General features: G+C 55.4%; 26 protein-coding genes. 22 read left to right on the top strand and 4 right to left on the bottom strand.

The window, feature by feature from the left end:
* Positions 1-206: 206 nt before the first annotated feature.
* A complete protein-coding gene (locus ACP_RS15660; RefSeq protein ID WP_015898311.1) occupies positions 207-2,486 on the bottom strand; it encodes a S9 family peptidase in 2,280 nt (759 codons plus the stop codon).
* Between the two features lie 436 nt (positions 2,487-2,922).
* On the opposite strand from ACP_RS15660, the gene ACP_RS15655 reads away from it, so the two are divergent.
* From ACP_RS15655 to ACP_RS15605, 11 genes are all read left to right on the top strand, one after another.
* A complete protein-coding gene (locus tag ACP_RS15655; protein ID WP_238525586.1) occupies positions 2,923-3,795 on the top strand; it encodes a proline racemase family protein in 873 nt (290 codons plus the stop codon).
* A complete protein-coding gene (locus ACP_RS15650; protein ID WP_015898308.1) occupies positions 3,792-4,925 on the top strand; it encodes an NAD(P)/FAD-dependent oxidoreductase in 1,134 nt (377 codons plus the stop codon). Before ACP_RS15655 ends, ACP_RS15650 begins: the two co-directional genes overlap by 4 nt.
* Positions 4,918-5,163 (top strand): (2Fe-2S)-binding protein, encoded by a 246-nt coding sequence (locus tag ACP_RS15645; RefSeq protein WP_041839667.1) that lies wholly within the window; start codon positions 4,918-4,920, stop codon positions 5,161-5,163. Before ACP_RS15650 ends, ACP_RS15645 begins: the two co-directional genes overlap by 8 nt.
* Entirely contained in the window at positions 5,156-6,448 is a 1,293-nt protein-coding gene (locus ACP_RS15640; RefSeq protein WP_015898307.1) for an NAD(P)/FAD-dependent oxidoreductase, read from the top strand. The genes ACP_RS15645 and ACP_RS15640 overlap by 8 nt, the downstream gene beginning before the upstream one ends.
* A 12-nt stretch (positions 6,449-6,460) precedes the next feature.
* On the top strand, positions 6,461-7,351 hold the full coding sequence (locus ACP_RS15635) for a dihydrodipicolinate synthase family protein (RefSeq protein ID WP_015898306.1): 891 nt from the start codon (positions 6,461-6,463) through the stop codon (positions 7,349-7,351).
* A gap of 636 nt (positions 7,352-7,987) precedes the next feature.
* A complete protein-coding gene (locus tag ACP_RS15630; protein ID WP_015898305.1) occupies positions 7,988-8,437 on the top strand; it encodes an excisionase family DNA-binding protein in 450 nt (149 codons plus the stop codon).
* A 2-nt stretch (positions 8,438-8,439) separates the two neighbouring features.
* Positions 8,440-9,012: a PIN domain-containing protein gene (locus tag ACP_RS15625; RefSeq protein ID WP_015898304.1), complete on the top strand. Its 573-nt coding sequence runs from the start codon at positions 8,440-8,442 to the stop codon at positions 9,010-9,012.
* Between the two features lie 496 nt (positions 9,013-9,508).
* A complete protein-coding gene (locus ACP_RS15620) occupies positions 9,509-10,708 on the top strand; it encodes an ABC-three component system protein (protein WP_148215184.1) in 1,200 nt (399 codons plus the stop codon).
* Positions 10,692-11,198, top strand: coding sequence for a three component ABC system middle component (locus ACP_RS15615; RefSeq protein WP_052294845.1), 507 nt, complete (start codon positions 10,692-10,694; stop codon positions 11,196-11,198). Before ACP_RS15620 ends, ACP_RS15615 begins: the two co-directional genes overlap by 17 nt.
* Complete coding sequence (locus ACP_RS15610) at positions 11,198-13,165, top strand: DUF3732 domain-containing protein (RefSeq protein WP_015898302.1); 1,968 nt, start codon at positions 11,198-11,200, stop codon at positions 13,163-13,165. The genes ACP_RS15615 and ACP_RS15610 overlap by 1 nt, the downstream gene beginning before the upstream one ends.
* Positions 13,166-13,284: 119 nt before the next feature.
* Positions 13,285-14,847 carry a TIGR04141 family sporadically distributed protein gene (locus ACP_RS15605; protein ID WP_015898301.1) on the top strand — a complete coding sequence of 521 codons (1,563 nt, stop codon included), beginning with the start codon at positions 13,285-13,287 and terminating at the stop codon, positions 14,845-14,847.
* Between the two features lie 289 nt (positions 14,848-15,136).
* Here the strand turns inward: ACP_RS15605 and ACP_RS15600 are convergent, their stop codons facing one another.
* Both ACP_RS15600 and ACP_RS17865 read right to left on the bottom strand, forming a co-directional pair.
* Positions 15,137-15,358 carry a hypothetical protein gene (locus ACP_RS15600; protein ID WP_041839665.1) on the bottom strand — a complete coding sequence of 74 codons (222 nt, stop codon included), beginning with the start codon at positions 15,356-15,358 and terminating at the stop codon, positions 15,137-15,139.
* A gap of 64 nt (positions 15,359-15,422) precedes the next feature.
* On the bottom strand, positions 15,423-15,641 hold the full coding sequence (locus ACP_RS17865) for a hypothetical protein (protein ID WP_083770643.1): 219 nt from the start codon (positions 15,639-15,641) through the stop codon (positions 15,423-15,425).
* A gap of 359 nt (positions 15,642-16,000) precedes the next feature.
* On the opposite strand from ACP_RS17865, the gene ACP_RS15595 reads away from it, so the two are divergent.
* The 4 genes from ACP_RS15595 (at position 16,001) to ACP_RS18930 (ending at position 18,723) form a co-directional block, all read left to right on the top strand.
* A complete protein-coding gene (locus ACP_RS15595) occupies positions 16,001-16,381 on the top strand; it encodes a helix-turn-helix domain-containing protein (protein ID WP_015898300.1) in 381 nt (126 codons plus the stop codon).
* A gap of 4 nt (positions 16,382-16,385) precedes the next feature.
* Positions 16,386-16,973: an ImmA/IrrE family metallo-endopeptidase gene (locus ACP_RS15590; protein WP_015898299.1), complete on the top strand. Its 588-nt coding sequence runs from the start codon at positions 16,386-16,388 to the stop codon at positions 16,971-16,973.
* A 398-nt stretch (positions 16,974-17,371) separates the two neighbouring features.
* Positions 17,372-18,409, top strand: coding sequence for an SAP domain-containing protein (locus tag ACP_RS15585; RefSeq protein WP_015898298.1), 1,038 nt, complete (start codon positions 17,372-17,374; stop codon positions 18,407-18,409).
* Positions 18,410-18,411: 2 nt separating this feature from the next.
* Complete coding sequence (locus tag ACP_RS18930; protein ID WP_476499099.1) at positions 18,412-18,723, top strand: VapC50 family PIN domain-containing toxin; 312 nt, start codon at positions 18,412-18,414, stop codon at positions 18,721-18,723.
* Positions 18,724-18,752: 29 nt separating this feature from the next.
* Here ACP_RS18930 and ACP_RS18895 read toward each other — a convergent pair whose 3' ends face one another.
* Positions 18,753-19,022 carry a helix-turn-helix domain-containing protein gene (locus tag ACP_RS18895; protein ID WP_083770642.1) on the bottom strand — a complete coding sequence of 90 codons (270 nt, stop codon included), beginning with the start codon at positions 19,020-19,022 and terminating at the stop codon, positions 18,753-18,755.
* A 72-nt stretch (positions 19,023-19,094) separates the two neighbouring features.
* On the opposite strand from ACP_RS18895, the gene ACP_RS18170 reads away from it, so the two are divergent.
* The 7 genes from ACP_RS18170 (at position 19,095) to ACP_RS15550 (ending at position 25,403) form a co-directional block, all read left to right on the top strand.
* Positions 19,095-19,310, top strand: a complete 216-nt coding sequence (locus ACP_RS18170; RefSeq protein ID WP_148215183.1) for a hypothetical protein — start codon at positions 19,095-19,097, stop codon at positions 19,308-19,310.
* Between the two features lie 250 nt (positions 19,311-19,560).
* Positions 19,561-19,848: a hypothetical protein gene (locus tag ACP_RS15575; RefSeq protein WP_238525709.1), complete on the top strand. Its 288-nt coding sequence runs from the start codon at positions 19,561-19,563 to the stop codon at positions 19,846-19,848.
* 12 nt (positions 19,849-19,860) lie between these two features.
* A complete protein-coding gene (locus ACP_RS15570) occupies positions 19,861-20,124 on the top strand; it encodes a VirB3 family type IV secretion system protein (protein ID WP_015898297.1) in 264 nt (87 codons plus the stop codon).
* Complete coding sequence (locus tag ACP_RS15565; RefSeq protein ID WP_015898296.1) at positions 20,105-22,471, top strand: VirB4 family type IV secretion system protein; 2,367 nt, start codon at positions 20,105-20,107, stop codon at positions 22,469-22,471. The genes ACP_RS15570 and ACP_RS15565 overlap by 20 nt, the downstream gene beginning before the upstream one ends.
* A gap of 24 nt (positions 22,472-22,495) precedes the next feature.
* Positions 22,496-23,329, top strand: coding sequence for a TrbG/VirB9 family P-type conjugative transfer protein (locus ACP_RS15560; protein ID WP_015898295.1), 834 nt, complete (start codon positions 22,496-22,498; stop codon positions 23,327-23,329).
* A 2-nt stretch (positions 23,330-23,331) separates the two neighbouring features.
* On the top strand, positions 23,332-24,603 hold the full coding sequence (locus ACP_RS15555) for a TrbI/VirB10 family protein (RefSeq protein WP_015898294.1): 1,272 nt from the start codon (positions 23,332-23,334) through the stop codon (positions 24,601-24,603).
* 14 nt (positions 24,604-24,617) lie between these two features.
* Positions 24,618-25,403 (top strand): hypothetical protein, encoded by a 786-nt coding sequence (locus ACP_RS15550; RefSeq protein ID WP_015898293.1) that lies wholly within the window; start codon positions 24,618-24,620, stop codon positions 25,401-25,403.
* Positions 25,404-25,405: the final 2 nt, after the last annotated feature.

The following is a 25,405-nucleotide window of genomic DNA, read 5'->3' as shown; positions in this document are numbered from 1 at the left end:
CTAATGGCGGACCACGTTACACCTCGAATTCTGCCTCTGTCAACAGATAGATAGCTGTGGATAAATCGATGGTCAAAATCACGTTCAAGTGGGCCTTCTGACACCACCATTGGAGATTCCAGGAGCGTGATCACGCAGAAGAGCCCCGCTCGGACGGCGGGGCTCGCGGTTGATTGTGAAAGATATGGAAAACGGACAAAACAGCCCTATTGCCCTTGGCTGTTGTTCCAATCAGGTGGCTGCTCATGCAGCATGTTTTCTACAAAGAAGTCTTCCAGGCGGCGCTCACCGTAAGCTCCGCCTGCCCCATGATCCCCGTTGGGGACAACGAGCAGCTGAAAGTCCTTCCCGGCATGAATCAGCGCATTCACCACCTGGAACGTAGAGGAGGGATCGACATTATGGTCCATGCCGCCCATCACCAACATCAGCTTGCCTTGCAGGCGGTACGCATTCACAACCCCGGAAGAAGCCGCATATTGCGGCCCCACCGGCCAACCCATCCACAATTCGTTCCACCATATCTTGTCCATGCGATTGTCATAGCATCCGCTGTTGGCCACGCCCGCCTTGTAGAACTCTGGATGAAACAGAAGTGCGTTCAGCGTACTTTGGCCGCCCGCCGAGGTACCAAAGATGCCTACCCCATGCGAAATGTCATACCAGCGATATTTGGCTGCGACTGCCTTGTGCCAAAGAATCCGATCCTCAAAGCCGCTATCCTTCAGGTTCTTCCAGATCACATCCTGAAAGGCTTTGGACCGGTTGTTGGTCCCCATGCCATCAATCTGAACCACGACAAAACCGAGCGCAGTGAGCGGCTCAAACCTCGGGCCAAACGATTTCGGAACAAAGGAGCCCTGCGGCCCTGCATAAATATCCTCGACGACCGGATATTTCTTGCTGGCATCAAAGTGCAGCGGCTTGTAGATTAAGCCCCATATCTGGGTCTTTCCATCCCGTCCAGCAGTATGAAAGACAGTCGGGGGCTGCCAGCCGGCCGCCAGCAACTTGTGAATATCAGTTTTCTCAAGGTGCATGATCACAGCGTTGTCTGACGTTCGCTTGAGCACCATCGTCGGAGGCGCACTGACCGTAGACCATGTATCCACATAGTATTTGCCATCACTCGAGAAAACGAGAGTGTGATTCCCCGCTTCAGGAGTGAGCGGGGTGAGTCCTGAGCCGTCGAAGTTGATGCGATAGCCGTGAATGAAATACGGGTCTTCATCCCTGTTCATGCCGCTGGCTTCAAAGTAGATCTGACGCTTCGCATCATCCACATAATTCACATTCCGAACGACCCAGCTCCCATGCGTGATTCGGTTCTCCACTACGCCGGTGGTTCCGTTGTACAGATAGAGGTGGGGCCAGCCATCCCGCTCCGACATCCAGATAATCTCTTTGCCGTCTTGCCAGTCATGCCGGTACGTCCACCCGGTGTCATACTGGCTGCCGGTCACCCGCGGATATTCAATGAAGGTCTTACTCGTCTCATTGATGAGGACACGTGGCTGCCCCGTCTTCGCGTCCACTTCGATCACGCGATAGACCTGATGCCCGCGCTGGTTGTACTCAAAGGTGAATCCTCGGCTATCCTTCCACCATTTCGTATTAGAAAGATCGAAAGGATTGGGGAAAAGTTCTGAGGCAATTGGAACCTCTTGTGCGGAAGCGACATGAAAGAGCACAGGCTGCTGCAGGTCGAGCACATCTCCGGCCTTTTCATATTCCATCGATGAGTAGCGCGGCTGCAGCTGATCGGGCGGGGCCGCCTGCACGTAGTGAATCTCGCGGCGAAAGCCGGGGCGAATCCGGTAAACAACAAGATTCTGCGAATCAGGGGACCAGCGCGCCGTCGGCAGATAGTAGAAGTTCCCTTGTGAACCATCGGTGCTCAGCGCAACCGCATGGTCGTTGCCTTTCTGACGCACGTAGACATTGAAGTTTCGAATGAATACCTCCCACTTTCCATTGGGAGACACGGCCATTTTTTGTGGATCATTGTCTGGCTCGGGAGAATGATCCTGTTGCCACCAAGGCTCATCTTTGCCGGTTCGATTGCACTTGTACTGCTGCAAGTCGCACGTCCACTCGGTTTGGCCGGTAGTGAAGGTGATCTCTTTCCTCGCATTCACAAACTGGAATGAAGAAAAAGGAAGCTTGAGAGCCGTCACAGCATGACCGCTAGCCTTGCTGTAAGCTGCCGCCAGCCCGGCCTGGTCAAAGGCAGGTCCGCGCGTCTGCTTCACCGCGTTCACCAGCACAAAAACGTGGCCACCCTCAACGCTTTTGCGGTACCAGAAGCTGTCGCTGTTTTCGATCCATACCGGCGTACCCGGATAATTCAATGTGTCTTTGCGATAGATCTCGCCCAGCGTCGCGGCCGTCTTGAAATTCTGGCGTAGGCTCTGGCCATGCACAGTTGCCGGCGCAATGCTGTTGAGGAACAAGCCCGCAAGCAGATATACAGTTAGCTTCTTCATTTTTCCCTCATCTGGAGTTCACGAGGTAGCCGTTACATTCGCAGCATGCTGCCTCTGGAAATCATCAAGCCACTATTGCGCTCATTTTTGCATACTAAAACAGATGCAATCATTCTGGCTGGCCTATTCCTCTCTGGCAACTGCATTTAGTGAAAATGCGGGATCCTGCTACGGGGCAACACGTAAGACGCTGGGGTGAAGGGCGCATTTGTGAGAGCACCTGCACCCACTCCCCCCTCGTTCTCCTGCGAAAATCAATGACGGGCCTCTGTTCGGATATTTCCCTGCGGGGCGTGAAAACGAAGTGAAGACAAAAATGTATCCAATGTGGTAAACAGGAACTGGAGTATCTTTCCCGTCTATGAATTTTGCTCGCCGGATATCTATCATTGACTCTCACACTGCAGGCGAGCCCACGCGACTCGTTCTGGATGGAATGCCCGACCTTGGAAGCGGCCCTCTCGCCGATAGGCTCAAACGGCTGAGGACGCAGTTTGATAATTTCCGCACCACAGTGGTCAATGAGCCACGCGGACACGATGTCATTGTTGGAGCCCTGCTTTGTGAACCACACGATCCCGCCTGCGATATCGGCGTCATCTTCTTTAACAACGTAGGCTATCTAGGCATGTGCGGCCATGGAACCATGGGAGTGATCAAAACACTCGCCTACCTCGGCAGGATCCAGCCCGGCGAGCATCGGGTGGATACACCGGTCGGCGCAGTCAAAGCGACCCTGTACGAGAACGGATTGATCACCGTCGACAATGTCAGGAGTTATCGCTCGGCCAAGCAGGTCACGGTCGACGTTCCCGGCTACGGACCCGTCACGGGAGATGTCGCCTGGGGCGGAAACTGGTTTTTCCTGGTGGAGGATCACGCCTTTTCGTTGGACCTTAAATACGTAGACGAATTGACCGCATACACTTGGGCCATTCGCAAGGCGCTCACTCAGCAAGGCATCACGGGAGACGGAGGGCAGGAGATTGACCATATCGAACTCTTCGGTCCTGCAGTCCATCGCGGAGCGCACAGCCGTAACTTTGTCTTGTGTCCCGGCAAGGCTTACGACCGCTCCCCTTGTGGAACGGGAACGTCCGCCAAGATGGCCTGCCTGCATGCCGACGGTAGATTGCAGCCGGGAGAGGTGTGGCGGCAGGAAAGCATTCTGGGCAGCATCTTTGATGGCCGGCTCGATGTTCGTGAGGACGGCGTTTATCCCAGCGTCACAGGCTCGGCATACATCACCGCTCAATCCACTCTGATTCTCGATCCCGAAGACCCCTTCATGCTGGGCATACAGGCATGACTTCCTCCTGCGATGTCCTGATTCTCGGCGGAGGCATTGTTGGCGCAGCCTGCGCGATGGAGTGCGCTCTGGCCGGCATGAAGGTCATCGTCGTGGAAGCGGACGTGGTGGGCGGAGGAGCCACCGCAGCGGGAATGGGCCATATCGTCGTCATGGACGACTCCCCCGAGCAGCTTGCCCTCACGCAATACTCCCAGCAACTTTGGAATCAGATCGCTGCCGAATTGCCGGACGATGTGGAGTATGAGAAGACCGGCACCATCTGGGTGGCCGCGAACGAAGAAGAAATGCTGGAGGTAAATCGCAAGCACGCTCTCTATTCACAGTGCGGGCTTCCACTTCGCATTCTTGATGCGGGCGAGCTTGCACACGAAGAGCCCAACCTGCGCCCAGGTCTGGCCGGAGGGTTGCTGGTGGAAGACGACGCGGTGGTCTACCCGCCCTGTGCGGCGCTCTATTTTTTACAACGAGCGATGCAGGCCGGTGCCCGACTCATCTCCCAAACCGCTCTACAGGCTTCACAGGGTGAGGTGGTGCTAAAGAGCGGAGAGACCCTCACCGCACCGCGTATCGTGAACGCCCTCGGAGCTTCAGCGGCAGCAATTACGCCTGATTTACCGATACGCCCTCGTAAAGGACATTTGGCAATCACCGGCCGCGCCCCGGGATTTGTCAGGCACCAGTTAGTGGAGCTTGGCTACATTCGCAGTGCCGGCTCAGGCACGGCAGACTCGGTGGCCTTCAATGTGCAGCCCCGAAAAACCGGCCAGCTTCTGATTGGCTCCTCGCGTCAATATGATGCCAATCATCCGGGCATCGACCATGCCATATTGCAGCAGATGCTGCGGCAGACGCTCTTGTATATGCCGAGTGTCCAGCCTCTCACCGTACTGCGCACCTGGACGGGATTCCGGGCCGCCACCGCAGATAAGCTGCCTCTGATTGGCCCTCATCCGCAGGATACTTCTTTATATCTCGCAACCGGACATGAAGGCCTCGGCATTACGACTTCGCTGGCTACCGCAAAAATCCTGCGACACATCTTCACAGGATCGAGCATTGACATCCCAATCGAGCCTTATCTTCCATCTCGCCTGATCTCCACGCGGAGCGAGGTGCAATATGTCTGAATTTATCTCTCTGCGCATCAACGATCGTCTCGTTCAGGTTGCAAGCGGCACATCCCTTGCCGCCGTTCTGATGCAGCAGGAAACTGGCTGCCGAACATCCGTGACGGGAGAATCGCGAGGGCCGGTCTGCGGCATGGGCATCTGCTACGAATGCCGCGTTACCATCAACGGCGTTCCAGATCAGCTTTCCTGCCGAACTCTCTGCTCAGAAGGCATGGAGGTTCGGACGGATGGCTAACAACTGTGCTTATGAGTTCGATGTGATCGTCGCAGGTGGCGGCCCCGCAGGAATGGCCGCTGCATGGGCGGCTGCCGGGAACTCGCGCGTAGCGGTTTTGGATGACAACCCAGCTCTCGGCGGCCAGATATGGCGCAAAGCGCTTCATGAATCAGGAAGCCCGCTCGCACAAGAATGGCGCCGCAAAATCTACGACAGGAGAATCGCCTTCCTCGCAGGACATCGCATTTTTGCCGCACCGGCCAAAGGTCTCCTGCACGCCGAGGGGCCTGATGGGCTCTGCGAGATCAGATATAAAAAATTGATTCTCGCGACGGGAGCAAGGGAACAATTTCTGCCATTTCCTGGATGGACCCTGCGCGGTGTCACAGGCGCTGGAGGCCTGCAAGCACTCGTGAAATCCGGCCTGCCGGTCACCAATAAACGAATCGTGGTAGCAGGCAGCGGTCCCCTTCTGCTGGCCGTCGCCGCCCACCTGCGGCAACACGGCGCACAGGTTCTCGCTGTCTGCGAGCAAGCATCTCCGGCCCAATTGGCCAGCTTCTCGGTTGCGCTCTTGAGTCATCCCGGCAAGGTAGCAGAAGGGTTGCGATACCGCAGCGCCCTGGCGGGAACTCGCTACAAGCTCGGCTGGTGGCCCGTCAAAGCGCATGGCCGAAACGGGCAAGTGCATGCTGTAACCATGAGCAATGGTCATCGCAAGATGGAGATTAGTTGTGACCTGCTCGCCTGCAGCTTCCATCTCGTGCCTAACCTCGAGTTGCCCGCATTGTTAGGCTGCGAGATTCTGAACCACGGAGTCGCCGTAGATACTCTTCAGCAAACCAGCATTGCCGGAGTCTATTGCGCTGGAGAAAGCACCGGCATCGGCGGCCTGGAGAAGTCGCTCATCGAAGGCGAGATTGCCGGTTATGCCAGCAGTGGGCAAGTGGCGAAGGCGCAAGCGCTTCGCCATAAAAGAAGCCGCGCCATTCGTTTTTCGTCCGCGATGCGCCGCGCCTTTGCTCTGCGGGATGAACTACGCAACCTCTGCCAGCCAGATACGCTGGTCTGCCGCTGCGAAGACATTTCTTATGAGCGCTTGCATGGCCACACGTCCTGGCGCGCAGCCAAACTGCATACCCGTTGCGGCATGGGTCCGTGCCAGGGGCGTGTCTGCGGCCCGGCGACTGATTTTCTTTTTGGCTGGCAAGCCAACAGCACCCGGCCACCGGCCGTGCCCGTGCAAGTAGGCACACTTGCTGGACTCGAGACCAATCCAACCTCTACTCACTCAATCGAATAAGGAGAAACATCTATGCAATGGAAAGGCGTCATGCCCGCCATGACTACCTGCTTTGATCCGCAACTGCAGGTGGATCACACGTTCATGGCCAGGCACGCAAACTGGATGATCGATAGTGGATGCACAGGACTGATCATGCTTGGCTCGCTCGGAGAGGCCGCTACCCTCTCAACCGAAGAAAAGATCGCCATTCTCAACAATATGGTGCAGACTGCCGGTCAACGGGTTCCTGTGGTTGCGGCCATCTCTTCGCTCTCCACTGCGGAGTCAGTCTCCCTCGCAAAAGCGGCAGCCACTGCTGGCTGTAAGGGGCTGATGGTTTTGCCGCCTTATGTCTACAAGGGGGATTGGCGGGAGATGAAAGCCTATCTCAGCGAAGTGATCACCGCGACCCCGCTCTCATGCATGCTCTACAACAATCCTGTTTCTTACGGCACTGACTTTCTTCCCGAACAGATTGCCGAGCTCGCCGCAGAACACTCCAATTTGCAAGCCGTCAAGGAGTCCAGCACCGATGTCCGCCGCATCACCGCAATTCGCGCTCTCACAAACAAGCTTTCTATTTTTGTCGGCGTCGATGATGCGATTGTGGAAGGCATAGCTGCCGGAGCCACAGGCTGGGTCGCAGGACTCGTCAACGCGTTCCCCAAAGAATCGGTGCAGCTATTCCGTCTCGCCCTTGCCGGCAAGGACGAAGAGGCGTTTGCACTCTATCGCTGGTTTCTGCCGCTGCTTCGTATGGATACCGTTCCCAAGTTCATACAGCTCATCAAGCTGGTACAGCAGGAAACCGGCATGGGCAATGAGCGAGTCCGTGGGCCCCGTCTTGAGATCACCGGGCATGAACGCGATGAGGCTCTTGGCGCGCTCGCCCATGCCATGCAAACCCGGCCTGCGCTTTAACTTCACATCATCGATCTTGATCTTTAACGGGATGCGCCATGCCCGATTCCGTACCGGCCTCTCAAGCAACCGCTGCACGAGAGGCCGGTGCGCAGCAAAAAAAAACGCTAGCCCACGGGTAGAGACGGCGAGGTTGGCGCCCGGCGTCAACAGAGGCTAGCAGGTCACCGTCAGAAGACTACAAAATGTGAATGAGATGAATTCAAAGCCCACCTGTCGCTCGAAACGGGATGAACTTTCCAAGTTGAGTCAGTGATCAACACCCGCTCAAGAGCACAAGACCTATCCAGAAAGCGATCACTTGAGCTCAAGCTACAGTCCGAAGGGATAAAAAGACTGGGCTTTGGTTGCGGGGGCAGGATTTGAACCTGCGACCTTTGGGTTATGAGTGGCCGTGCACTCGCGTATCTAACTGATTTCTTAGGTGCGGATAGCGACACGGAAGTACCGAAAAGTACCCTCCGGACACCCTATTGGGAGTCTATTGGGAGTCTATTGGGAGCGCGTTTTCAAGGTTGGGTTTTGCACCCAACGGTCGCAAGATTGGAAGTGCAAGCTGACTTTTTACCGCTTTCGAATATTTCGCTTATTTGCGATTGTTTCGAATATGTGGGACGATCTATTTGAGGTGATGTGATGTCCCAGACACTTCTCATACCAACCCTTCCCACAGAGACCGATGCCACGCTTGCACGGGAGACCAGCCGTCTGCTCGCCCCTCGTATGCGCTCAAAGGCACCGCTCCGCGTGCGCGTTGTCGGCGCAGCCAAAGAAGAAACATTGGAACTTCCGGCTCCCGCCGTCCAAATGCTCATTCGCATTCTGGAGGAGATGGCGCGCGGAAATGCCGTAACCTTGATTCCAGTCCACGCTGAGTTAACCACACAGGAAGCGGCGGACATGCTGAACATCTCGCGCCCGTCCCTGATTCAGCTATTGGACGAGGGGAAGATGGAGTATCGGAAGGTTGGCACGCATCGTCGCGTTCGCTTCGATGCCCTGATGGCCTACAAACGCCAAGCGGATGCAGATCGCCGGGCGGCTCTTGCCGAACTGGTGGCCTATGACCAGGAGATCGGGATCTGATTGTGGCGGCATTCATTGTCTTCTTCGACGCGAATGTACTCTATCCCGCTGAGTTGCGAAGCTTCCTCATGTATCTCGCATTGACGGGAGTGTTTCGTGCCCAGTGGTCCGCAGATGTACATGAAGAATGGATCAGGAATCTCTTGAAGAACCGGCCCGACCTCACTCGCGAGAAGTTGGAACGCACGAGGCAGCTCATGGATCAAGCCGCTCCAGATGCGCTCGTAACAGCATATGAACACCTCATTCCGGGCCTTTTCTTGCCAGATGAAAATGACCGCCATGTCCTGGCGGCGGCGATCCGCTGCAGAGCCAGTGTCATCGTCACATGCAATTTGGAGGACTTTCCCCGCGAGGCGCTCCGGGAATTCAATATAGAGGCACAGCATCCAGACGAGTTCATTTTCAATCTGTTTGATCTCTCCCCAGGCTTGGTCATTGAAGCCGCTGAAAATCATAGAAGCAGTCTCAAGAATCCGCCGAAATCTGTGGATGAATACCTCGCGATGCTGGAAATGCAAGGGTTAACACAGACGACCTCTGCGCTCCGTGAATACATGGGTGGCCTGAAGTAGAATCTTGCGACGCTTATCAACTTGGCCTCGATTGATGCGGTGCCCAATATGGATCGTCAGACACCCCCCATGTACTCATCGATCAGGTTCAGGAACTGCACCCTCCTTCCATCAGGGGTGTATGCGCTCATGAAGTCTCATAGCACCAGATGTGATTATGATGCTCCGGCCTCAGCCGTACGCAGCTCTACAGAACAGCAGCATTCAAATTGATCCAGATCTCTAAAGTTGCACGGCAGAGATTTTGGCCCAACTCTGAAGACTTAATTCGATCTTGAGTGCTCATAGTCGTGCTGAAACTTTACCGATCAATTAATACAAGAGCGTCCATCGCTACTGCCCATATCCATGTAGAAATCGGACGGCAGTGACCGAATCACAGCGCAGATTGGATTACTAATGAATTCTTATGAGAAGATATGGAATTCAAGCAAGCTGAATTGTACGAGCCTTTACGCGCACTATGGCTAACAGAGCAAGAAAGCCGAAGGATGTATTGTCTCGCAAGAGCGCCCAAGTTCCAGGGCAGCTTTTCGGCTATTCGATGCAACCGATTCGCTTGTTGAGTCTGGCACTGAATGCTGCAGCAGGAACGACTCTCAGCCTTGAAGTCTTCGAAGATGTTGGCTCTGTGGACGGTTCCGGAAATACGCTCGCTTCTCAGACGAAGTCGGCTCTTAAAACCAATCCCGTAAGCGATAGGGCGGTAGACCTTTGGAAGACATTCAGCAACTGGAAGACCGCGATCACATCTGGTCAGCTTTCGCTTGACACTTCTCAGTTTGAGATCTACCTAGCCAAGCGCCGTACCGGTAAGCTTGTCCATATCTTCCATGACGCACAAACGGAGGAGGATGCGAAGGCTGCCTTTGAGCAGGCCCGCGCCGACCTCTGGGGTCCAGGTCAAAAGTACCCCAAGAAGAAGAACCTCGCGGAGACACTGGCGCCATATGTCAATCATGTGCTCGATGATCCGCCCCAAGATGTGATTGGCATCATTCAGCGCTTTAGTCTCTCTGTCGCGGCCAAAGACCCCTTGCGTGATCTGCGGCCAAAGGTCGTGAGTAAGTGGGTGCGCCCCGAAAGCGTCGACGCCGTCATTCAACATGCGCATGGATGGATCAAAGAGCGGCTCGATGGACTTCTGCAGGAAGGTAAAACTGCAACATTGAACGTCGATGAATTTAACGTCGAAATGCAGTCCTTTCTGCCACGAATCGACTTTCGCCAAATTCTGACCTCAGTTGCGGGAACATTTGAACTAACCGACGATACGATTGCTGCCGAACATCTGCGAACCTATGTGCGGCAGCTTGAACTCATAGAGCACACCGAGGAAGATGTGATTGAGGCGATCAATCAATTTCTTCGCGCTTCGGCGGAACGCTCAGCATGGAGCGAGCAAGGAATCGTCCACGATAAGAGCTTCGACGAATACGAGGAGGCTCTCGTTGCGTTTTGGAAAAATAAACGATCGATCAACGACATCGTCCACAAAAGTCTGCCCAGCGTGGAGCGAGGCAAGCTCTTGCTTGCCGATTGCGGTCTTCACCAACAGAAGCTTCAGGGGCTCGAACCACCGCCATTCTTTACTCCTGGCAGCTTTCACGCTCTCGCTGAGAACCAGACAGTTGGATGGCACCCCGAATATAGAATTCTCCTTAGCCCCGGAGCCTGCCATGGCGATTCTGAATAGAGAGGTCCGGGCTGTTCAGAACCCCGCCTTGGGGTCGATCTTAATTTGGCGAGCCGCCGCTAGATACCAGCAGACCCATCCTACCGGCGACTTCATGCCTTTACCGTTGGCCTTCTTGGTGCTTCCGATTCTTTATCACGAGGAGACCGCAACACTAGTTGCCTCGACGCGCTCGGCTTCCGGTTTGCGCAAGTTGACAGAAAAGTTTCGTAGCGCTGAGGAATCGAAAACGGACCTCCTGCTTGCCGTTGGCGGACGTGCGATCGCGATGCGTGACCTCTCTTGGGAATCGCTGCGACTTGCATTCACCTCGAATATCCTCGCCCTCGATACCGCTAAAGGAACGTTGTTGTCTTTGTCCGAAACCCCACTCGTCAGTGGCGTGCCTATCTCTATCCGGCCAATGCTCCGCTACGCCGAAAAATTGGGAGTTTGGTTTTCCGGCCTCACATTGTATGAAATCGGCCTACAAATGCAGGTGACCTTCTAGTGGACTTCCAGATCAGCAAAATCATCCTTTGGCCAAAGAATCCAAAACACGAAATTCGTACCGTCGCTTTCGAGCGCGGGCGTATCAATGTCATCTCAGGCCTATCCCGAACTGGCAAGTCGGCAATCGTCCCCATCATCGACTACTGCCTAGGCTCGCGCAGATGCACAATTCCCACTGGCATTATTAGAGAAAGGACAAGCTGGTTTGGCGTCGTTATCAGCACCGCAGAGGGCGAAAAATTGTTTGCCCGGCGCGAGCCCGAGCAACTACAGGCCACCGACGACATGTACCTGCAGGAGTCTGCCCAAGTAGAGATCCCAAGCGTCGTGACCAAAAACGCTACAAAGGATTCCGTGAAGCAACGACTAGACAGCCTGTCGATGCTTTCAACCCTTAGTTTCACCGTGGATGACGCCGGCAGTAACGGACTCGGTCGGCCTAGCTTTCGCGATCTAGCCTCCTTCAATTTCCAGCCCCAGAATATTGTTGCCAATCCAAACGTCTTGTTCTACAAGGCAGACAGCGTAAAGAACCGCGCGAAGCTGCAAAGCATTTTTCCCTACGTTCTAGGGGCCGTCAGTGGAGAAACGCTGGCCCAGCGGCATGAGCTGCAACGGCGGCAAAGAGAGCTTAAGAAAAAAGAAGCCGATCTTCGCAACATACAAAACCTGTCAGAGCGGTGGCGCGCGACGATCGATGCCAGAGTCTCTGAAGCGAAGGACCTTGGACTGATCGCGAGTGATGCGCCCGTAGCTGCAAATCAAGCGGGCGCTATAGATCAACTGCGTACTATAGCCTCCTCCGTCAATGTTGATCCGCTCGTGACTACGGCTGCAGTCAATGAGGGCGTGACCGAACTCAATAGATTAAGCTCCGAAGAGCAGACCATCGCTCAGGAGCTCTCTAGGCTGCGCCGGCGCAGCGCGGAAATGGAGCAACTTCGCCAAAGCTCGACTTCCTACCATAAGTCCCTTGTATTGCAGAGAGATCGCCTACAGCTGAGCCGTTGGCTCAGTGACCAGCAGTCAGGACAGGACTGCCCGCTCTGCAACACCCATCTTGTCGAGCCTCCGGCGAAACTCGGAGAGCTGCTGAGCAGTCTTACCATACTCGAAGAAGCAACTTCTACCAGCGCTCTTCCGCCTAGCTTTGACCGAGAACTCGAAAGAGTTAGCTCAGCCATCTCCGAGCAGGTGGAACGCTTGAAAGGTATCCGTATTCGACAGGCCGCACTGACCAAGCAATCTCAGGCAGCGCGTGACCGCCAGTATGCGCAGATGCGGGCATCTCGTTTTCTGGGGCACCTAGAAGCGGACTTAGCCATTTTCGACACCATTGGTCAGGATGGTGAACTCTCAGCGGAGGTTGCGTTACTACGCGATCGCGTCAATGAGTTGGAGATCCTGATCTCCGAAGCAGAAATCGGACAGAGATTGCGGCGGGCACTCTCCTCAGTGAATCTTTTTGCTGGCCGCCTCATGCCGTTTCTGGATGCGGAGGCTCCCAATGACCCAGTTAGCCTTTCTGACACCGAACTGACGTTGAAAGTCCAACGCGCAGGACGTGAAGATTTTCTTTGGGAAATTGGAAGCGGTTCGAATTGGTTGTCCTACCACGTTGCGATAACTCTTGCATTGCACCAATTCTTCCTTACCCTTCCCTCATGCCCGGTGCCAAACTTCATCGTCTATGACCAGCCCAGTCAGGTCTATTTCCCCCAACGCCTTGCAGACCGTAAAGATGCTGAGCCTGCTTCAGAGCCAGAATGGCAGGATGAAGACGCAGAAGCAGTTCGGAAAGTCTTTGCAGCCATGTCGCAAGCGATGAGTGCCACGTCAGATAAATTTCAAGTCATCGTACTGGATCACGCAGCCAAAGCGGTTTGGGGCGGAGTCCCTCTGGTTCACGAAGTCGATGAGTGGCGCAACGGACAGGCACTAATTCCCAATGAGTGGATGGACTAGTATTTGACCTTCGCAAATCTTCGCATTTCGCTCTTGCCTTGATATCGAGATGCTTCCAGCAAGTGGAACGGCAATTCATCTCTTGACTTTATGGAGTTAGGACCGAATGAGGAGTTTTCATGGCACGAACAAGCACCAACCGGCTTACGGTCTATCAGATCAAGTCAAAGTTTCGCTCCCTTAGCGAGATCGTCGAACGTAAAACCGTCACCATCGAGGTTGGGAGTCTAGGCACGTTTGTGTATGAACGATCTCAACCCGCACCACCAACATGGCTAACCAAGTTCTTCGGCAACAGACTGGACGAACAAATAAACATCTTGACCTCGAGCGCAAAGGCTTTGTTTCTGGTTCCTCTTACCGAGAATGATCGCAAGACCTACTTCGCAATTTCGTTCGGACAAGGACGCCACCTGCTTAAAGAGGGCGTCGTAGAGGAGCGATTTGGACTGCGTGTGGTTCTCAATTCAGTTGGTGCGGAGAGTTTCCGTAGTATCGACAAGACCGCATTGGGCGCAATTCCAAAACATAGTCGAGAGCAGATGAGTCGTGATGTCGCTCCCGGAGAGTTTGGCATCGACGTCGAACAGGATTTAGTTAGCTCGGTGACGGGGCGCTCACAGGACCCAACGCTCGGCAGTATTTTGACCGGAAAAGACGCTCTTCACATTTCAGCACCTGTCGATGTAACAAACATTGCCACATTTCTTTGTTATGCGCGAGCACGTTCTCGCAGCAAAGCCTACAGAACAAATTTCGACTGGATCGACCAAATCAGGGAAGTACGAGACACGCTGATTGAGGACAAGCTGAATGCGGAGCTGATTGATCGGCTAGGTCAGGGAAACCTCGAAAAGACCTGGATGGCCGTTCCTGAAGTTATCGATTGGGCAAGCGTTGCCGGTTTTCGTTCAGTACGTCCGAAGAGAGCCAAACTGAGAGCGGATCTCATCCTGCAAGAATTCCTCGACGAACTTGAGGGAGATACCTTGTCTATCGACGCGCTCAAGAATGCACACGTATATGCAATCGAGGCACAGAATGAAGACCCGCTGCAACGCTGGTCGGCGTTCCGGTGCCTTTATGCCGAGGTCGAGCTTGGGAGAAAGCTCTATATTCTGAATAACGGAAAATGGTATCAGATAGCTCCAGCGTTCGGAGAGCAGGTACAGGCTGACTTCCAAGGCATACCAGACGCCAGACTCGCGCTTCCTGAATACACGGGGGGATCGGAATTGGCTTACAACCAGAGTGCGGCCCAGATACTCGGTAACGCGTGCTGCATGGATCAAAGAATGATTTCGCACGGTGGGGGGCACAACAAGATCGAGTTTTGCGACATCCTGACACGCGATAAGAAACTTGTACATGTGAAGAAGTATGGCGGTTCAAGTGTACTGAGCCACCTTTTCATGCAAGGAGCTGTATCGGGAGAACTGCTTGTGAGCGATGGAGAATTTCGTGCGCGCTTGAATCAGCTGCTTCCGCGTGGATACAAGCTGAGCGACCCAAAGCGTACCAAGCCTAGGGCTGCTGATTACGATGTCGTCTTCGCAATCATTAGTGGTTCGGTGCAACCTTTGGATATTCCGTTCTTCAGCAAGGTAAGTCTCCGTAGCGCTCGACGTCGGCTTGAGGGCTACGGCTATTCAGTAAAAAAGCAAAAGATTCAAAGAGTCTGACAACCTCGCCTTATTCGTGGCAGGCCCACTCGACGCTTCGCTGTCTCGAAGTCCGAGACGCTGTGCCTGTAATATCGCAAAGAAACACACCTTTGCGTCACCCTTGCCGAGGCGTTGCCGCCCTCCTGGGACATGCGAGTTATTATCGCCGCCGATCGCATATGAGAAGGCGTCCGCCTCAATTCGGCTTCCTTAAGTCCAATTGTCGCGAGTCACGCTTGCTTAGGGGACGACTGCTTCTACACCTCATAGGTTCGGGCTGTCCATGTGTTTTGTTACCGAGGCCCGCTCATCCTTTATTGCCGCGCAATCGCCGTGCCGCCCGCCGCACGGCAGCTTCGCTCACCTTGCCGGTTGCCTTGCGCATTGCTCCGAGTGTTGCGTCGGACCGGAACTCGGGTATCGGTGGGTTCAGATTCCGGTTGAGCGTGTCACTGCGCTTCTGCTGAATCTCGCCAACTTTGGGTGGGCGCTCGTCGCGGTGTCGCCCATCCAGTCCAGGTTCTTTCATTTGAGGCCTCCAATCATATACGAGGTCATATCCCTCCCCCGTAGTCAGTCACTTGCCATTGCTTCTAAGCCGCTCGCCAGTGGTCGGGGACTTTCTTGTTGTTCAGGTGCCGAACCCGAGCAACCAGTGGACGGTGTCCTTGTGCTTTGGCCCAATCGATGGCTTCCTTCTGGGTAGAAAATATACCCAGTACATGGTCGGCGTGATCCTCAACCACATAGTCATCGATGCGTGATCCTTCCTGACGTCCCTTTGGACGGGCTTCAACATACACATTTGCCATAACTGCTCTCCTTTGTGAGATCGAAGACTGCTTGAGCTTTAGCGCTAGCCCCAAAGTACTGACTGGGCTGCACACTTCTGTGGTTCTTGTTCAAGAAAATGGACAAGAAGCGCCGCTGCGAGTGCGATTACGACAACTCCTACCCACATCCGCGTGTTCCCGCCAATCAGTTTGAGTCCATGCGTCACAAATGTTGCGTTCATTTATCCTCCCGAATAGAAAGCCCTGCCAACAAAGCAGAAATTCCCATGTATTGGAAAATTCCATATCCAGAGTGAACCCATTTTGCCATCCTGTCAAATTGATTTTTCCCGCAGGAAGGAACCAACCGGGAGTATCCTCAGCACAGAGAGGTGTGAATGAGCAAAAGCTTCGACCTTGAGAAGTTCGGAAAGCGGTTCCGGGAAGTAAGGCTGGAACGCGAGGCCAAACTGCGTGAAGTTTCTGAAAAGACGGGCGTAAGTATTCAGACTCTGTCCAGGATTGAGCGTGGTGATGCCAACGACGTGGAGAGCCAGAGACTCCTTGCATTGGCCAATTGGGCCAGTCTCCCGCTTGAGAACTTCCAGGATCGCGACACAGTGAATCTTCCCAAAGCGATTCCTAAGGGGGCCTCGACGCCCGATATCGTCGAACTTCACCTCCGTGCGGACAAGCACCTTTCAGGTAAGACCGCCGAACTCTTGGCTAAAATGTTCCGCGCCGCATATCGTGAGGCGGCTGCCGAAAAGAAGGAATGAGTCCGTGGCATTTGTCCCATTCAGCAAGAGATCGAAACAATGGGAGCCACTGGCCGAGCAACTGCGCAGAAAGGTTCCAAGGCCCGATCGGGACGCTGTGGCGTTCGACCCATGGAAGCTTGCGCCGGAAGTCGGCCTTACTGTGATTGCGTGTTCGTTTCAGGGGCTGGATCCCGAAGAGCAAAACTACCTTTCCAATCACGCGAATGGCGATTGGTCAGGTGGTGTCTTCGCACAGACCCTGCCCGATGGCTCCCGCATCTGCATGCTCAACCCCACACACCCCTATAGGCGAAACAAGATCACACTGATGGAAGAGATTTCTCACTGTTTCCTCGGGCATACGCCAACCAAGCTGGTGGCCAAAGACTATGGACGAGTCAGAGACTATGAGAAGTTGCAGGAAGAGGAAGCATTCGGCATCGGTGCCGCCGTGCTACTGCCATGGAGTCTTTTCTTTAAGAGGATCAACTCGGGACGCCCCATCGAGGAATTGGCAGAAGAATTCGAGGTGAGCCGGGAACTGATCCGCTACAGAATCAAGATCTGTGGCGCCGCGCATCTGTACAAGTTGCGCAACGGGCACGGATGATGCTCGAGCATTCCATGCATAAGACGGAGGCCACGCTGGAAGGGGAAAGGTTAATTCCGGCTGCGAAGGGGCCAGTTGCTCCCATTTCACACCGAGCCTATTGCACGCCTCAATGCTATGCGAAAGGCAAGCGTGCGCTTTCGAAGTCTTGTCAATGCAAGGGGTGCAGCGGCAAGGCACACGGCCGCGGGAAGAAGTATGCGTTCGATAATGGCTATCTCAAATACTCACCTCATCGTTCCCGCAAGCTGCCGCTTGACCAGGAACTACTTTTCCCCGACGATCCCTTTTCACCAATCGTAAACGTCGACCGAGCTTAGTCGAAGGTGATACGTTTGCCGAGTTGAAGTCGAAGATCCTGTGCCACTCATATCAAGGGGGATTGACAGATAATCGTAATGGCTTGGCTGACGAAATGGCTGGGACGAAAGCCGGATGGATTCTCGCAGCCCTCATCCTCTAGGGCAACAGCTATCCCCGCCGACTGGGCCACCAGTCCGCCGCATTTAGCTCTACTTCAGCGGTTTCTTTCGATGCGAGACACACGAACCGGCGTTCCCGATCACTGGGCACCGATGTTCGGGACACATCCTCGGAATGTCGTTGAAGGCTTTCTCGCGCTTCGTTTGCTCGAACCCACATCGCTCGCCGAGACCATCGAGTTCTGCCACACCGGAGCGGAGTTGAAGAAGCTCCTCAAGGAGCGAAACCTCAAGGTCAACGGCAAGAAGGCCGAGCAAGTTCAGCGATTGCTCAACGCTGATCCGGAGGCGATGCGCCAGCTTGCGGCGGAGCACCAAATTGTGCGCTGCACACCTGGCGCAAGCGAGGCCGTCCAAGCTTGGCTCGATCACGAGGCTCAGTCTTACGAAGCCGCAACGGACGAAACCATCGCCGCCTTGCGAAACCGTCAGTTCCAGACCGCCATCCGGGTTGCTGATGCGTGGCGGAACGGGAGATTTGAACTGCCTGTGCACCCCGCCCAAGAAGCGTTGACCATCAGGACTCCACCACGCTCGCTCGAAGAGCGAGCTGCTGAAATCGCGAAAACGTTCACGTTGCGCCCGAAAATCTTAGCGCGATTGGAGCCCGAACAATGGGAGGGCCTCCATCTTAACTATGCAATCTGGCAGTTGCTAGGCCACTCGACCACCGAGAAATGCATGCCCGCATTCACGGGATTGGGCGCGATGGACTCAGCCACGGTGTTGCGGATGATGAGCTTTTACGACCGGCATCTACAGGATCTTGAACAATGGAAAAAGCTAGGCGTCAAGAAGGCCAGCATCATGTGCACCAATTCGGGAAGCTGCGAAACTTGTATCGCTCTCGACAAAAAAACTTACTGGTTGGACAAACTGCCCGAGCTTCCCTATCAAGGCTGTACTTGTGCTCTCGGTTGCCGCTGTCTCTATCGTGCTTACCTCGGCTTTTAGCTATGATCCATTCCGTGTTTGGCCCAAGTAATCTATACCGCCACCCATTCCATTTCGAACGTTTAGACCGTAACAGTGTGCTGCCTACAACACTCGCCAACTTTATCTGGCGAGATGCCTCCTCTTATCCGCGACCTTGGCAAGCTAGTTGCCTAATGCGCACCAAATGCTTGGCGGTCGAGGCCGCCAAAAACCATCGAAGCAGCTCCCAAAATCCGCCCGAATCTGCGGATGAATACCTCACTATGCTGGAAGTGCAAGGCGTAGCACAAACAACATCTGCACTCCGTGAATACATGGGCGGTCTGAATTAGACTCGCCTCGGGGCTTTTTAAGATGATCGCTAATCAGGAATCAGAAAATGCTGCGGAGGCTTGTCGTAGATCTGGGCGAGTTGGATGAGTTCAAACACTTCGATGCTACGTTCGCCCGTTTCGCATTTCGAGAGGAAAGAATGTGCTCTGCCCATACGGGCGGAAACCTCTCTCTGTGTCAGCCCTGCCTCTTCGCGAGCCGAAATCAACTTTTGAAGAAAGCTGTCGTAGAGAGCCTGATGCTGCGTCGTCCTGCCCTTGCGGGATACGCGAGTCTCAGGCTTCCGTTGTTTCTTCACCTTTTTAGTGTCGAAAAGGCTTGACGAATCCCCTAATAAGGGGCAGCATGGCACGCATGAAGGAGACCGGGCGTGACAAGAGATTTTGTGGAATGCACCGAATTGATCGGCAAAACAATCAAGTCGCTAAAAATATCCGAAGACATCACGGAAGGATGCGAAACGTTGATTGAATTCACGGATGGAACATCGTTCTCTAGTTCTGTCTCCTATCAACCCACCATAAAAGGAATCCTGTTCCGTGGTGGTGCTGGGACACCCAGAACCATCAAAGACTATGAGCTCTAGAACCTCCCTCACCTAGCGCCGTCATGCCTCAGAGGCATGACGTTCTCCCCAAAAGTCATTGGACGCATTCCTGAAGCAGCAGTAGCTTTGCGCCATAGCTGGCGAACACCAAGTCAGCGGAGGTGCAAAGATGCTCAGAATCCGCCGTCCGGTTCGGATGAAAGAACAAACCTTCCGACCGTCCCATTCCCTTCTCCGTCGTTCGGCAAAGCTCCTGTCGAAGCAAAACCTGAAACACTCACTCTACGTGATGCGTCCGACACTGATTTCCCTGGCATTCATGGCAGTGGGCAGCGCAGCCCATGCTCAGGGAACGATGGACTTCTCTGGTGCGGACACGCTGGTGCAAACTTTCCAGACCTTTGCCATGTATGCCGGTGCGGTCATCTGCCTTGGCGGATTGATCTTCGCCGGAATACGCATGATGACGGGGCGGTTCCAGGACGCGATCCCAGGACTATTTGGCGCGCTCTTTGGCGCTGCCGTACTGGGATGGGGCGCTGGCTGGATTGGCTCCCTTACCGGCCAGCAACTGTGACGGTGAGCGGCCATGACCAGGCGAGGAGAACCGCTGCCGATCAATCAGGCGCTCAACAGGCCGCGGGCCAAACTGGGCCTCGACCTCAGCGCATGGATGACGATCCTATTCGTCTGCGTAGCGGTTTTTCTCGTCGGGTTTCGTCTGGTGGCTTTGCTTGCATTTCCCACGCTTGCAGTATCCGCGTGGCTGATTGTCCGCAAGCACCCGAAGATGTTTCAGCTCTGGGGCCTGAGCCTCAGCCAGAAAAGTTACTATGACCCGCGCAAACAGTAGCCAGTCAAAATTCGTCCCGTGGTACGCAAAGGCCGGAGCCGCATGCTCGATTGTGCCGATTGCACGCTTCGTCAATGAGCACATTTTTGCGCTCAAAGGCGGCGGCTACGGATGCCTGCTCTCGTTGACGGGCACCGACGAAGAGGGTTTGACCGACCAGGAACTCGATGCGCAGATGCGGTCCATCGAGGGTGCATTGCGCGGGCTTCCGGAAGGTTCCTGCCTCTACCAGTACACCCGCGTGATCTCCGGCTTCGATCTTCCCCGCCAGGAGAAGTACAACCCGGTCACGCAGGTGTTTGTCGATGACCGTCTGAACTTCCTCGGTCAGACGGCTGGCTTCCGGCGCATCGATCTCCACTGGTGCCTGACGATAGAGCCGTCGAAGATCCGAGCCTTTGAGCAGAAGCCGAAGGAACATACCGCGAACAATTCACGAATGCTCGCAGAACTGCAAAAGACAGCGACCATTCTGGAGGGCCATCTTAGGCGTTCGATAGGCCTGAAGCTGCTCAATAAGGATGCTGCATTCCAATTCTTTTCCTACCTGTTCAACCTGGAAGAATGGGCTTCCGCCGATCAGCTCCGCAACAATGGCGGCGTAGACCGGCAGATCGTGAAGAGCCCGGTCGTATGGCAAAGCGATCATCTGCGCATCGGCAGACGCTATGTGCAGATGTTCTCGCTCAAGACGACGCCGGAGGCGTCAAGACCGTGCCTCTTTTCCAATCTCATGACCCTCGATTGCGACAGCATCCTCTGCTCGACCTGGCGGCCGAAGTCCACAACGGCCGCGCGCCGGGAGATCAACGCGCAGGAAAAGTTCATCAACTTCTTCAAAGTCGGTGTGCTGACGCGGGTGATGAGCGGACGCAACTTCCCGTCGCTCGATGCCGGGGCCGGGGCAAAGGCCGCCAACAGCAGCGTCGATGACCTGAGCGAGGTCATCCGCTCGCTCGATCAGAAAGCCCAGGGCGAATACTCGCTCCGGCTGCTCGTATCCGCACGCAGCCCGGAGCAACTGCGCGATGTCGCTCCTGCCGTCCATCGTATCTTCGTCGATGCACGGGCGCAGATCATTGAGGAGACTCTTGGCAATTTGTCTGCGTTCTATGCGATGTTCCCCGGCAACGCGAAGTTCAACGTCTTCCCGCTGTGGTTAAGTGAGGAGCATCATGCGCGGCTGTCCTCGCTGTTCGCTCCGCACCTCGGACACCCTCACTCCGACGATCTCGATGCGGAATATCTCAATGTTCTTGAAACACGCACGCGGACGCCCTTCTTTCAGGATGTGTATGTGGATGGCGTGCGAGTGATGCTTATCCTCGGTCCTACAGGGTCCGGGAAGTCGGTCCACGGCAATGCGCTCGTTGCTCTGGAGCAGAAGTACGGTGGCTTCACTTACATCTTCGATATCGGCGGTAGCTACGAGAGTGTCGTCGAACTGTACGGCGGGCGGGTTGACCGCATCGGCAAAGACGGCCCCCGCGTCAATCCCTTCGCCCTGGAGCCGACGGAAAGCAACATCAAGTTCCTTTACTCGTTCGTCAAACTGCTGCTCACAAACGGCGGAGCAGCGCTAGAGCCGGAAGACGACGACGTGATTCATAAGGCTGTGCGGGATATGTACCTGCTCGACCCCGAGAATCGCCGACTCTCGAATCTCTACCTTCCGAAGAAGCTCGACCGCTACCTCGCAAAATGGGTTCGTGGCGGTGTCTATCATGCCATCTTCGACAACGTGGAAGACAGCCTGTCATTTTCGCGTGTGCAGTGCTTCGATTTCGCGGGCGTCAACAATGAGCAGTATGCCGATTTAATCGAGCCGTTGATGGTCTGGATTCTTCGGCGAATTAACGATGTGCTCTACGACCCCGCCAATCTCGGCGTGCCCAAGCACATCCTGGTCGAAGAGATCTTTTCTTCGATGAAGAACCGGCAGTTGCTCGAAGGCGCATTGACCTCCATTAAGACTGTCCGCAAGAATCTCGGCGGCGTGACCCTTATCGGGCAATCGGCCGACGACCTGGGCGACAATGCCGATTCCATCGTGAACTCCTGCTCGTCATTCCTATTCCTGAAAGACGCGACCTTCAATCGGAAGCGCTATGCGGAGTTGTTCAAGTTGAATGAACAACAAATCGCGCTTTTCGAGAGCTTGCAGGATCGCGAAGCGCTCTATATCCGCCGCGATGGATTGACCAAGGTCGTGATCCTCAATCTCGACAAACGCAGTTACGCCACCTTCACCACCAAGCCGAAAGACCGTGTGCTCCGCTCGAAGCTGATTGCGAAGTATGGATTGGCAGACGGCATCGATCGTTTTGCCAGAGGAGAAACCTTGTAGTCATCCCCACGAAAGGACTGATCCATGAAACCGCTCATTCCCGTTGCCGTCATTCTGTCCCTCACCTTTGCCTGTGCTTCGTCACGGGCCGCGACTCACCCTCCACAACCGCAGCCCAATCCGCCGCGCACGGTCATCGTGACTGCGACGGCAGCGCCGCCGGTCATCGATACCGCCCTGCTTCAATCGACGTTGCTGATCCTGCCCCCGCAGGAAAAGGTCGCCAACGTCTTTGCAGGCGACACGGTCGATTGGGTCATCGACGGCGGGCACGTCGCCAGCCGCTTTCTCAGTGTCAAGCCCAAGACCGCGGGGGCCGAAACCGATATTCACATTATTTCGGACCACGGCAACGAGTACACGCTGGAGTTGCGCGAGGTCTCCGGGGAGACCGACCCGCATTTTGATTCCAAGGTTTTCCTGGAGCCGGGCGATAAGGCCGCGAAGGCCCGGCTCATTGAGTTGCCAATATTTGTGCCTGCGGCTGAGCTAAAAGCTGAAAAAGAAGAGTTAAAGTCCGCGGAGGCCACGGAAGCCGCCGCCATTCGGAAGGAACGGGCGAAAGCGGAGGAATTCCGCAGTCAATATCCCGGCACGCTGCGCTTTGACTTCACTTGGAACAAATCCAAGGGCAATGCTCTGGGCCTTCACGAAATCTGGCATGACAGCAAATTTACTTACCTGCGCGGCGATTTTGAAGAGACGCCGGCGCTCTATGAAGTCAAGGCCGGAAAGCCTTCGCTGATCAATTACGACTTCAACGACGGCCTGTACACCGTTCCGAAGGAACTGGCTCGCGGCTATCTCATCATCGGCAAGCAGAAGGTGGAGTTCCACCGCACGGATGGGAGCCGCTAGTCATGTCCGAGCCGAATGAAAACACGCCTGCAACGGTTCCCGAGCAGCCAGTGGCCAAGCTGCCCGTGCGAAAGACAATGCCTGTAGTGATTGCGCTGGTCGTGATCGTGGCGCTGATCGGTATCGCTAACCTGACCAGTCTGCTACATGGAAACCGGAAGGCCGCACCGCCAGGAACCGTGCCCGCCATGCGCCCGGCAGCGCCGAACGCGCAGGAAGTCAGCAGCTTCGAGACGCAGCAACAGTTGCAGGCCAAGCGTGACACCCAGCAGCGGCAGTATCGGCAAGAGCTGGCCCAGGCGAAACAAGAATTGCAATCGGCGGAAGCCCAGCCCGGCCCCGAAGGGAATAATGTGCCGCCGATGACCGCCGAACAGCGCGCGGCCATTTATGGCAGCAGCCCCAACGCTCCGGTGATCACATCCGAGGCTTCCCAAGCACGAGCGGAGGCGAAGCAGCGGGTCTTAGCAAAGCAGAGGGAGCACCAGCAAGCCATCGACAGCGACACCGAAGCCATTGATTTTGAGCAGAAAGCTCCATCCTCGGAAAACGTACAGCCCGAAGTTCCTGAATCCGTAAAAAACACGGGAACAACAAAGTCATCCGCTGTGCAGCCCACTTCCTTTCACAAGAAGAACACCGGCAACGCCGCCAGCGCAATGGCACCCTACAACTTCGATCACTACCAGGGGAAGCTCTATCGCATCTTCGAGGGCACGATTCTGGAGGGTGTCGTCACCAATCACATCGACGGCGGCTTCAGCGGCCCGGTCTTGGTCATGCTGACCACGGACTACTACTCGCACAATCATCAGCATCTGCTCTTGCCGCAAGGAACCCGCCTGATCGGCACGGTCCAGAGCGTCGGTAATGCCCAGCAGCGCAAGCTCTTCGTGGTCTTCCACCGTGCCATTTGTCCCGATGGATTTTCTCTCAGCCTCGACAACTACGTCGGCCTCGACCAGATCGGTACGACCGGCCTCGCCACCAAAGTTCACCACGGATACTTTCAGGCCTTCGCCGCCGCCGCCGCGATTGGCGGTCTGGGCGGACTCGCACAGATCGGTAATAACGGCACGATCCTCGATCCCTCGACTCAGATTCGCAACGGCATCTCCGAGCAGTCCGCCGCCGAAGGCGAACAGGTGCTCAATCACTTTCTGGACCGCTTGCCGGTCATCACGCTCAAGGAAGGCTCGCGCGCCCGCATCTACGTCAGCCACGACATTCTTGTCCCGTCCTACGCGGAACATCGCGTCAACCCCAATCTCTAACCCGAGGAGGAGCTATGAAGGTCAGCCTGAAGAAACGTCACTGGTACGCCATCGCGGGAGGTTTGCTCTTGCTGACCGCAACGCCCAGCTTTGCGCTCTTTGGCATTGGCGATATCGTCTTTGACCCGACCAGCTACGCCAACCTGGTCTCGCAGCTCACCACGATGGAAACACAGTACCGGATGCTGAAGAACAATATCGAGCACTTTTCCTTCAAGCAGCAATGGCAGACGGCGCTGACAGAGATGAAGCAGGCCAATGTGCGGGATCTCTTTGGGGAGACAGAAGGCATGACGACCGCGCTCAACACCAACTCTCCCGCCGCATCGAGCACGGCATGGACCGCGGCCACGGTTCCGGTAGACGACACCACCGATACGTATCTGGCCGCGCAGGCGGCCGGCTCCGCCCCGCGCTCGGAGCTGGCCTTGATCGAAGCATCCGATTCGGTTTCGCCTGACTGTCTGACTGCCGTGGGGCAATACCGCGCCGCCCGGGAGCAGGACGCAGCGGCCAACAGCAGCCTCACTGCAGAACAACTCGACGGCGGCACAGCCACCAATAGCGAAGTCGAGCAGTTGAATCTCCTCAATGCAGCCCAGGCCCAGAAAATGTCCGAGATGCAATCGCAGGGCGTATTGCAGGCATGCCTGGCATCGGAGATGACGATCGCCAACATGCGCCAGAGGGACGCCGCCGCTATCGATTTGAATACAGCCGCATTCGTTGCCGAGCAGCGTACCGCCGACGACGCCAGCGCAGCCAACGAAGGCAACACCTGGGATACCTACCTGCCATGAAG

The sequence above is a fragment of the Acidobacterium capsulatum ATCC 51196 genome, from assembly GCF_000022565.1.
Classification (GTDB): Bacteria; Acidobacteriota; Terriglobia; order Terriglobales; family Acidobacteriaceae; genus Acidobacterium; species Acidobacterium capsulatum.
Note: the sequence above shows the minus strand (reverse complement) of the source record. Positions and strands in the feature narration are given on the sequence as shown.

Coding starts and splice junctions, on each gene's coding strand:
- ACP_RS15660 (WP_015898311.1), bottom strand. CDS start 2,486: ATGAAGAAGCTAACTGTATATCTGCTTGCGGGCTTGTTCCTCAACAGC.
- ACP_RS15655 (WP_238525586.1), top strand. CDS start 2,923: ATGCCCGACCTTGGAAGCGGCCCTCTCGCCGATAGGCTCAAACGGCTG.
- ACP_RS15650 (WP_015898308.1), top strand. CDS start 3,792: ATGACTTCCTCCTGCGATGTCCTGATTCTCGGCGGAGGCATTGTTGGC.
- ACP_RS15645 (WP_041839667.1), top strand. CDS start 4,918: ATGTCTGAATTTATCTCTCTGCGCATCAACGATCGTCTCGTTCAGGTT.
- ACP_RS15640 (WP_015898307.1), top strand. CDS start 5,156: ATGGCTAACAACTGTGCTTATGAGTTCGATGTGATCGTCGCAGGTGGC.
- ACP_RS15635 (WP_015898306.1), top strand. CDS start 6,461: ATGCAATGGAAAGGCGTCATGCCCGCCATGACTACCTGCTTTGATCCG.
- ACP_RS15630 (WP_015898305.1), top strand. CDS start 7,988: ATGTCCCAGACACTTCTCATACCAACCCTTCCCACAGAGACCGATGCC.
- ACP_RS15615 (WP_052294845.1), top strand. CDS start 10,692: ATGGCGATTCTGAATAGAGAGGTCCGGGCTGTTCAGAACCCCGCCTTG.
- ACP_RS15605 (WP_015898301.1), top strand. CDS start 13,285: ATGGCACGAACAAGCACCAACCGGCTTACGGTCTATCAGATCAAGTCA.
- ACP_RS15600 (WP_041839665.1), bottom strand. CDS start 15,358: ATGAAAGAACCTGGACTGGATGGGCGACACCGCGACGAGCGCCCACCC.
- ACP_RS17865 (WP_083770643.1), bottom strand. CDS start 15,641: ATGGCAAATGTGTATGTTGAAGCCCGTCCAAAGGGACGTCAGGAAGGA.
- ACP_RS15595 (WP_015898300.1), top strand. CDS start 16,001: ATGAGCAAAAGCTTCGACCTTGAGAAGTTCGGAAAGCGGTTCCGGGAA.
- ACP_RS15585 (WP_015898298.1), top strand. CDS start 17,372: ATGGCTTGGCTGACGAAATGGCTGGGACGAAAGCCGGATGGATTCTCG.
- ACP_RS18930 (WP_476499099.1), top strand. CDS start 18,412: ATGATCCATTCCGTGTTTGGCCCAAGTAATCTATACCGCCACCCATTC.
- ACP_RS15575 (WP_238525709.1), top strand. CDS start 19,561: ATGCGTCCGACACTGATTTCCCTGGCATTCATGGCAGTGGGCAGCGCA.
- ACP_RS15570 (WP_015898297.1), top strand. CDS start 19,861: ATGACCAGGCGAGGAGAACCGCTGCCGATCAATCAGGCGCTCAACAGG.
- ACP_RS15565 (WP_015898296.1), top strand. CDS start 20,105: ATGACCCGCGCAAACAGTAGCCAGTCAAAATTCGTCCCGTGGTACGCA.
- ACP_RS15560 (WP_015898295.1), top strand. CDS start 22,496: ATGAAACCGCTCATTCCCGTTGCCGTCATTCTGTCCCTCACCTTTGCC.
- ACP_RS15555 (WP_015898294.1), top strand. CDS start 23,332: ATGTCCGAGCCGAATGAAAACACGCCTGCAACGGTTCCCGAGCAGCCA.
- ACP_RS15550 (WP_015898293.1), top strand. CDS start 24,618: ATGAAGGTCAGCCTGAAGAAACGTCACTGGTACGCCATCGCGGGAGGT.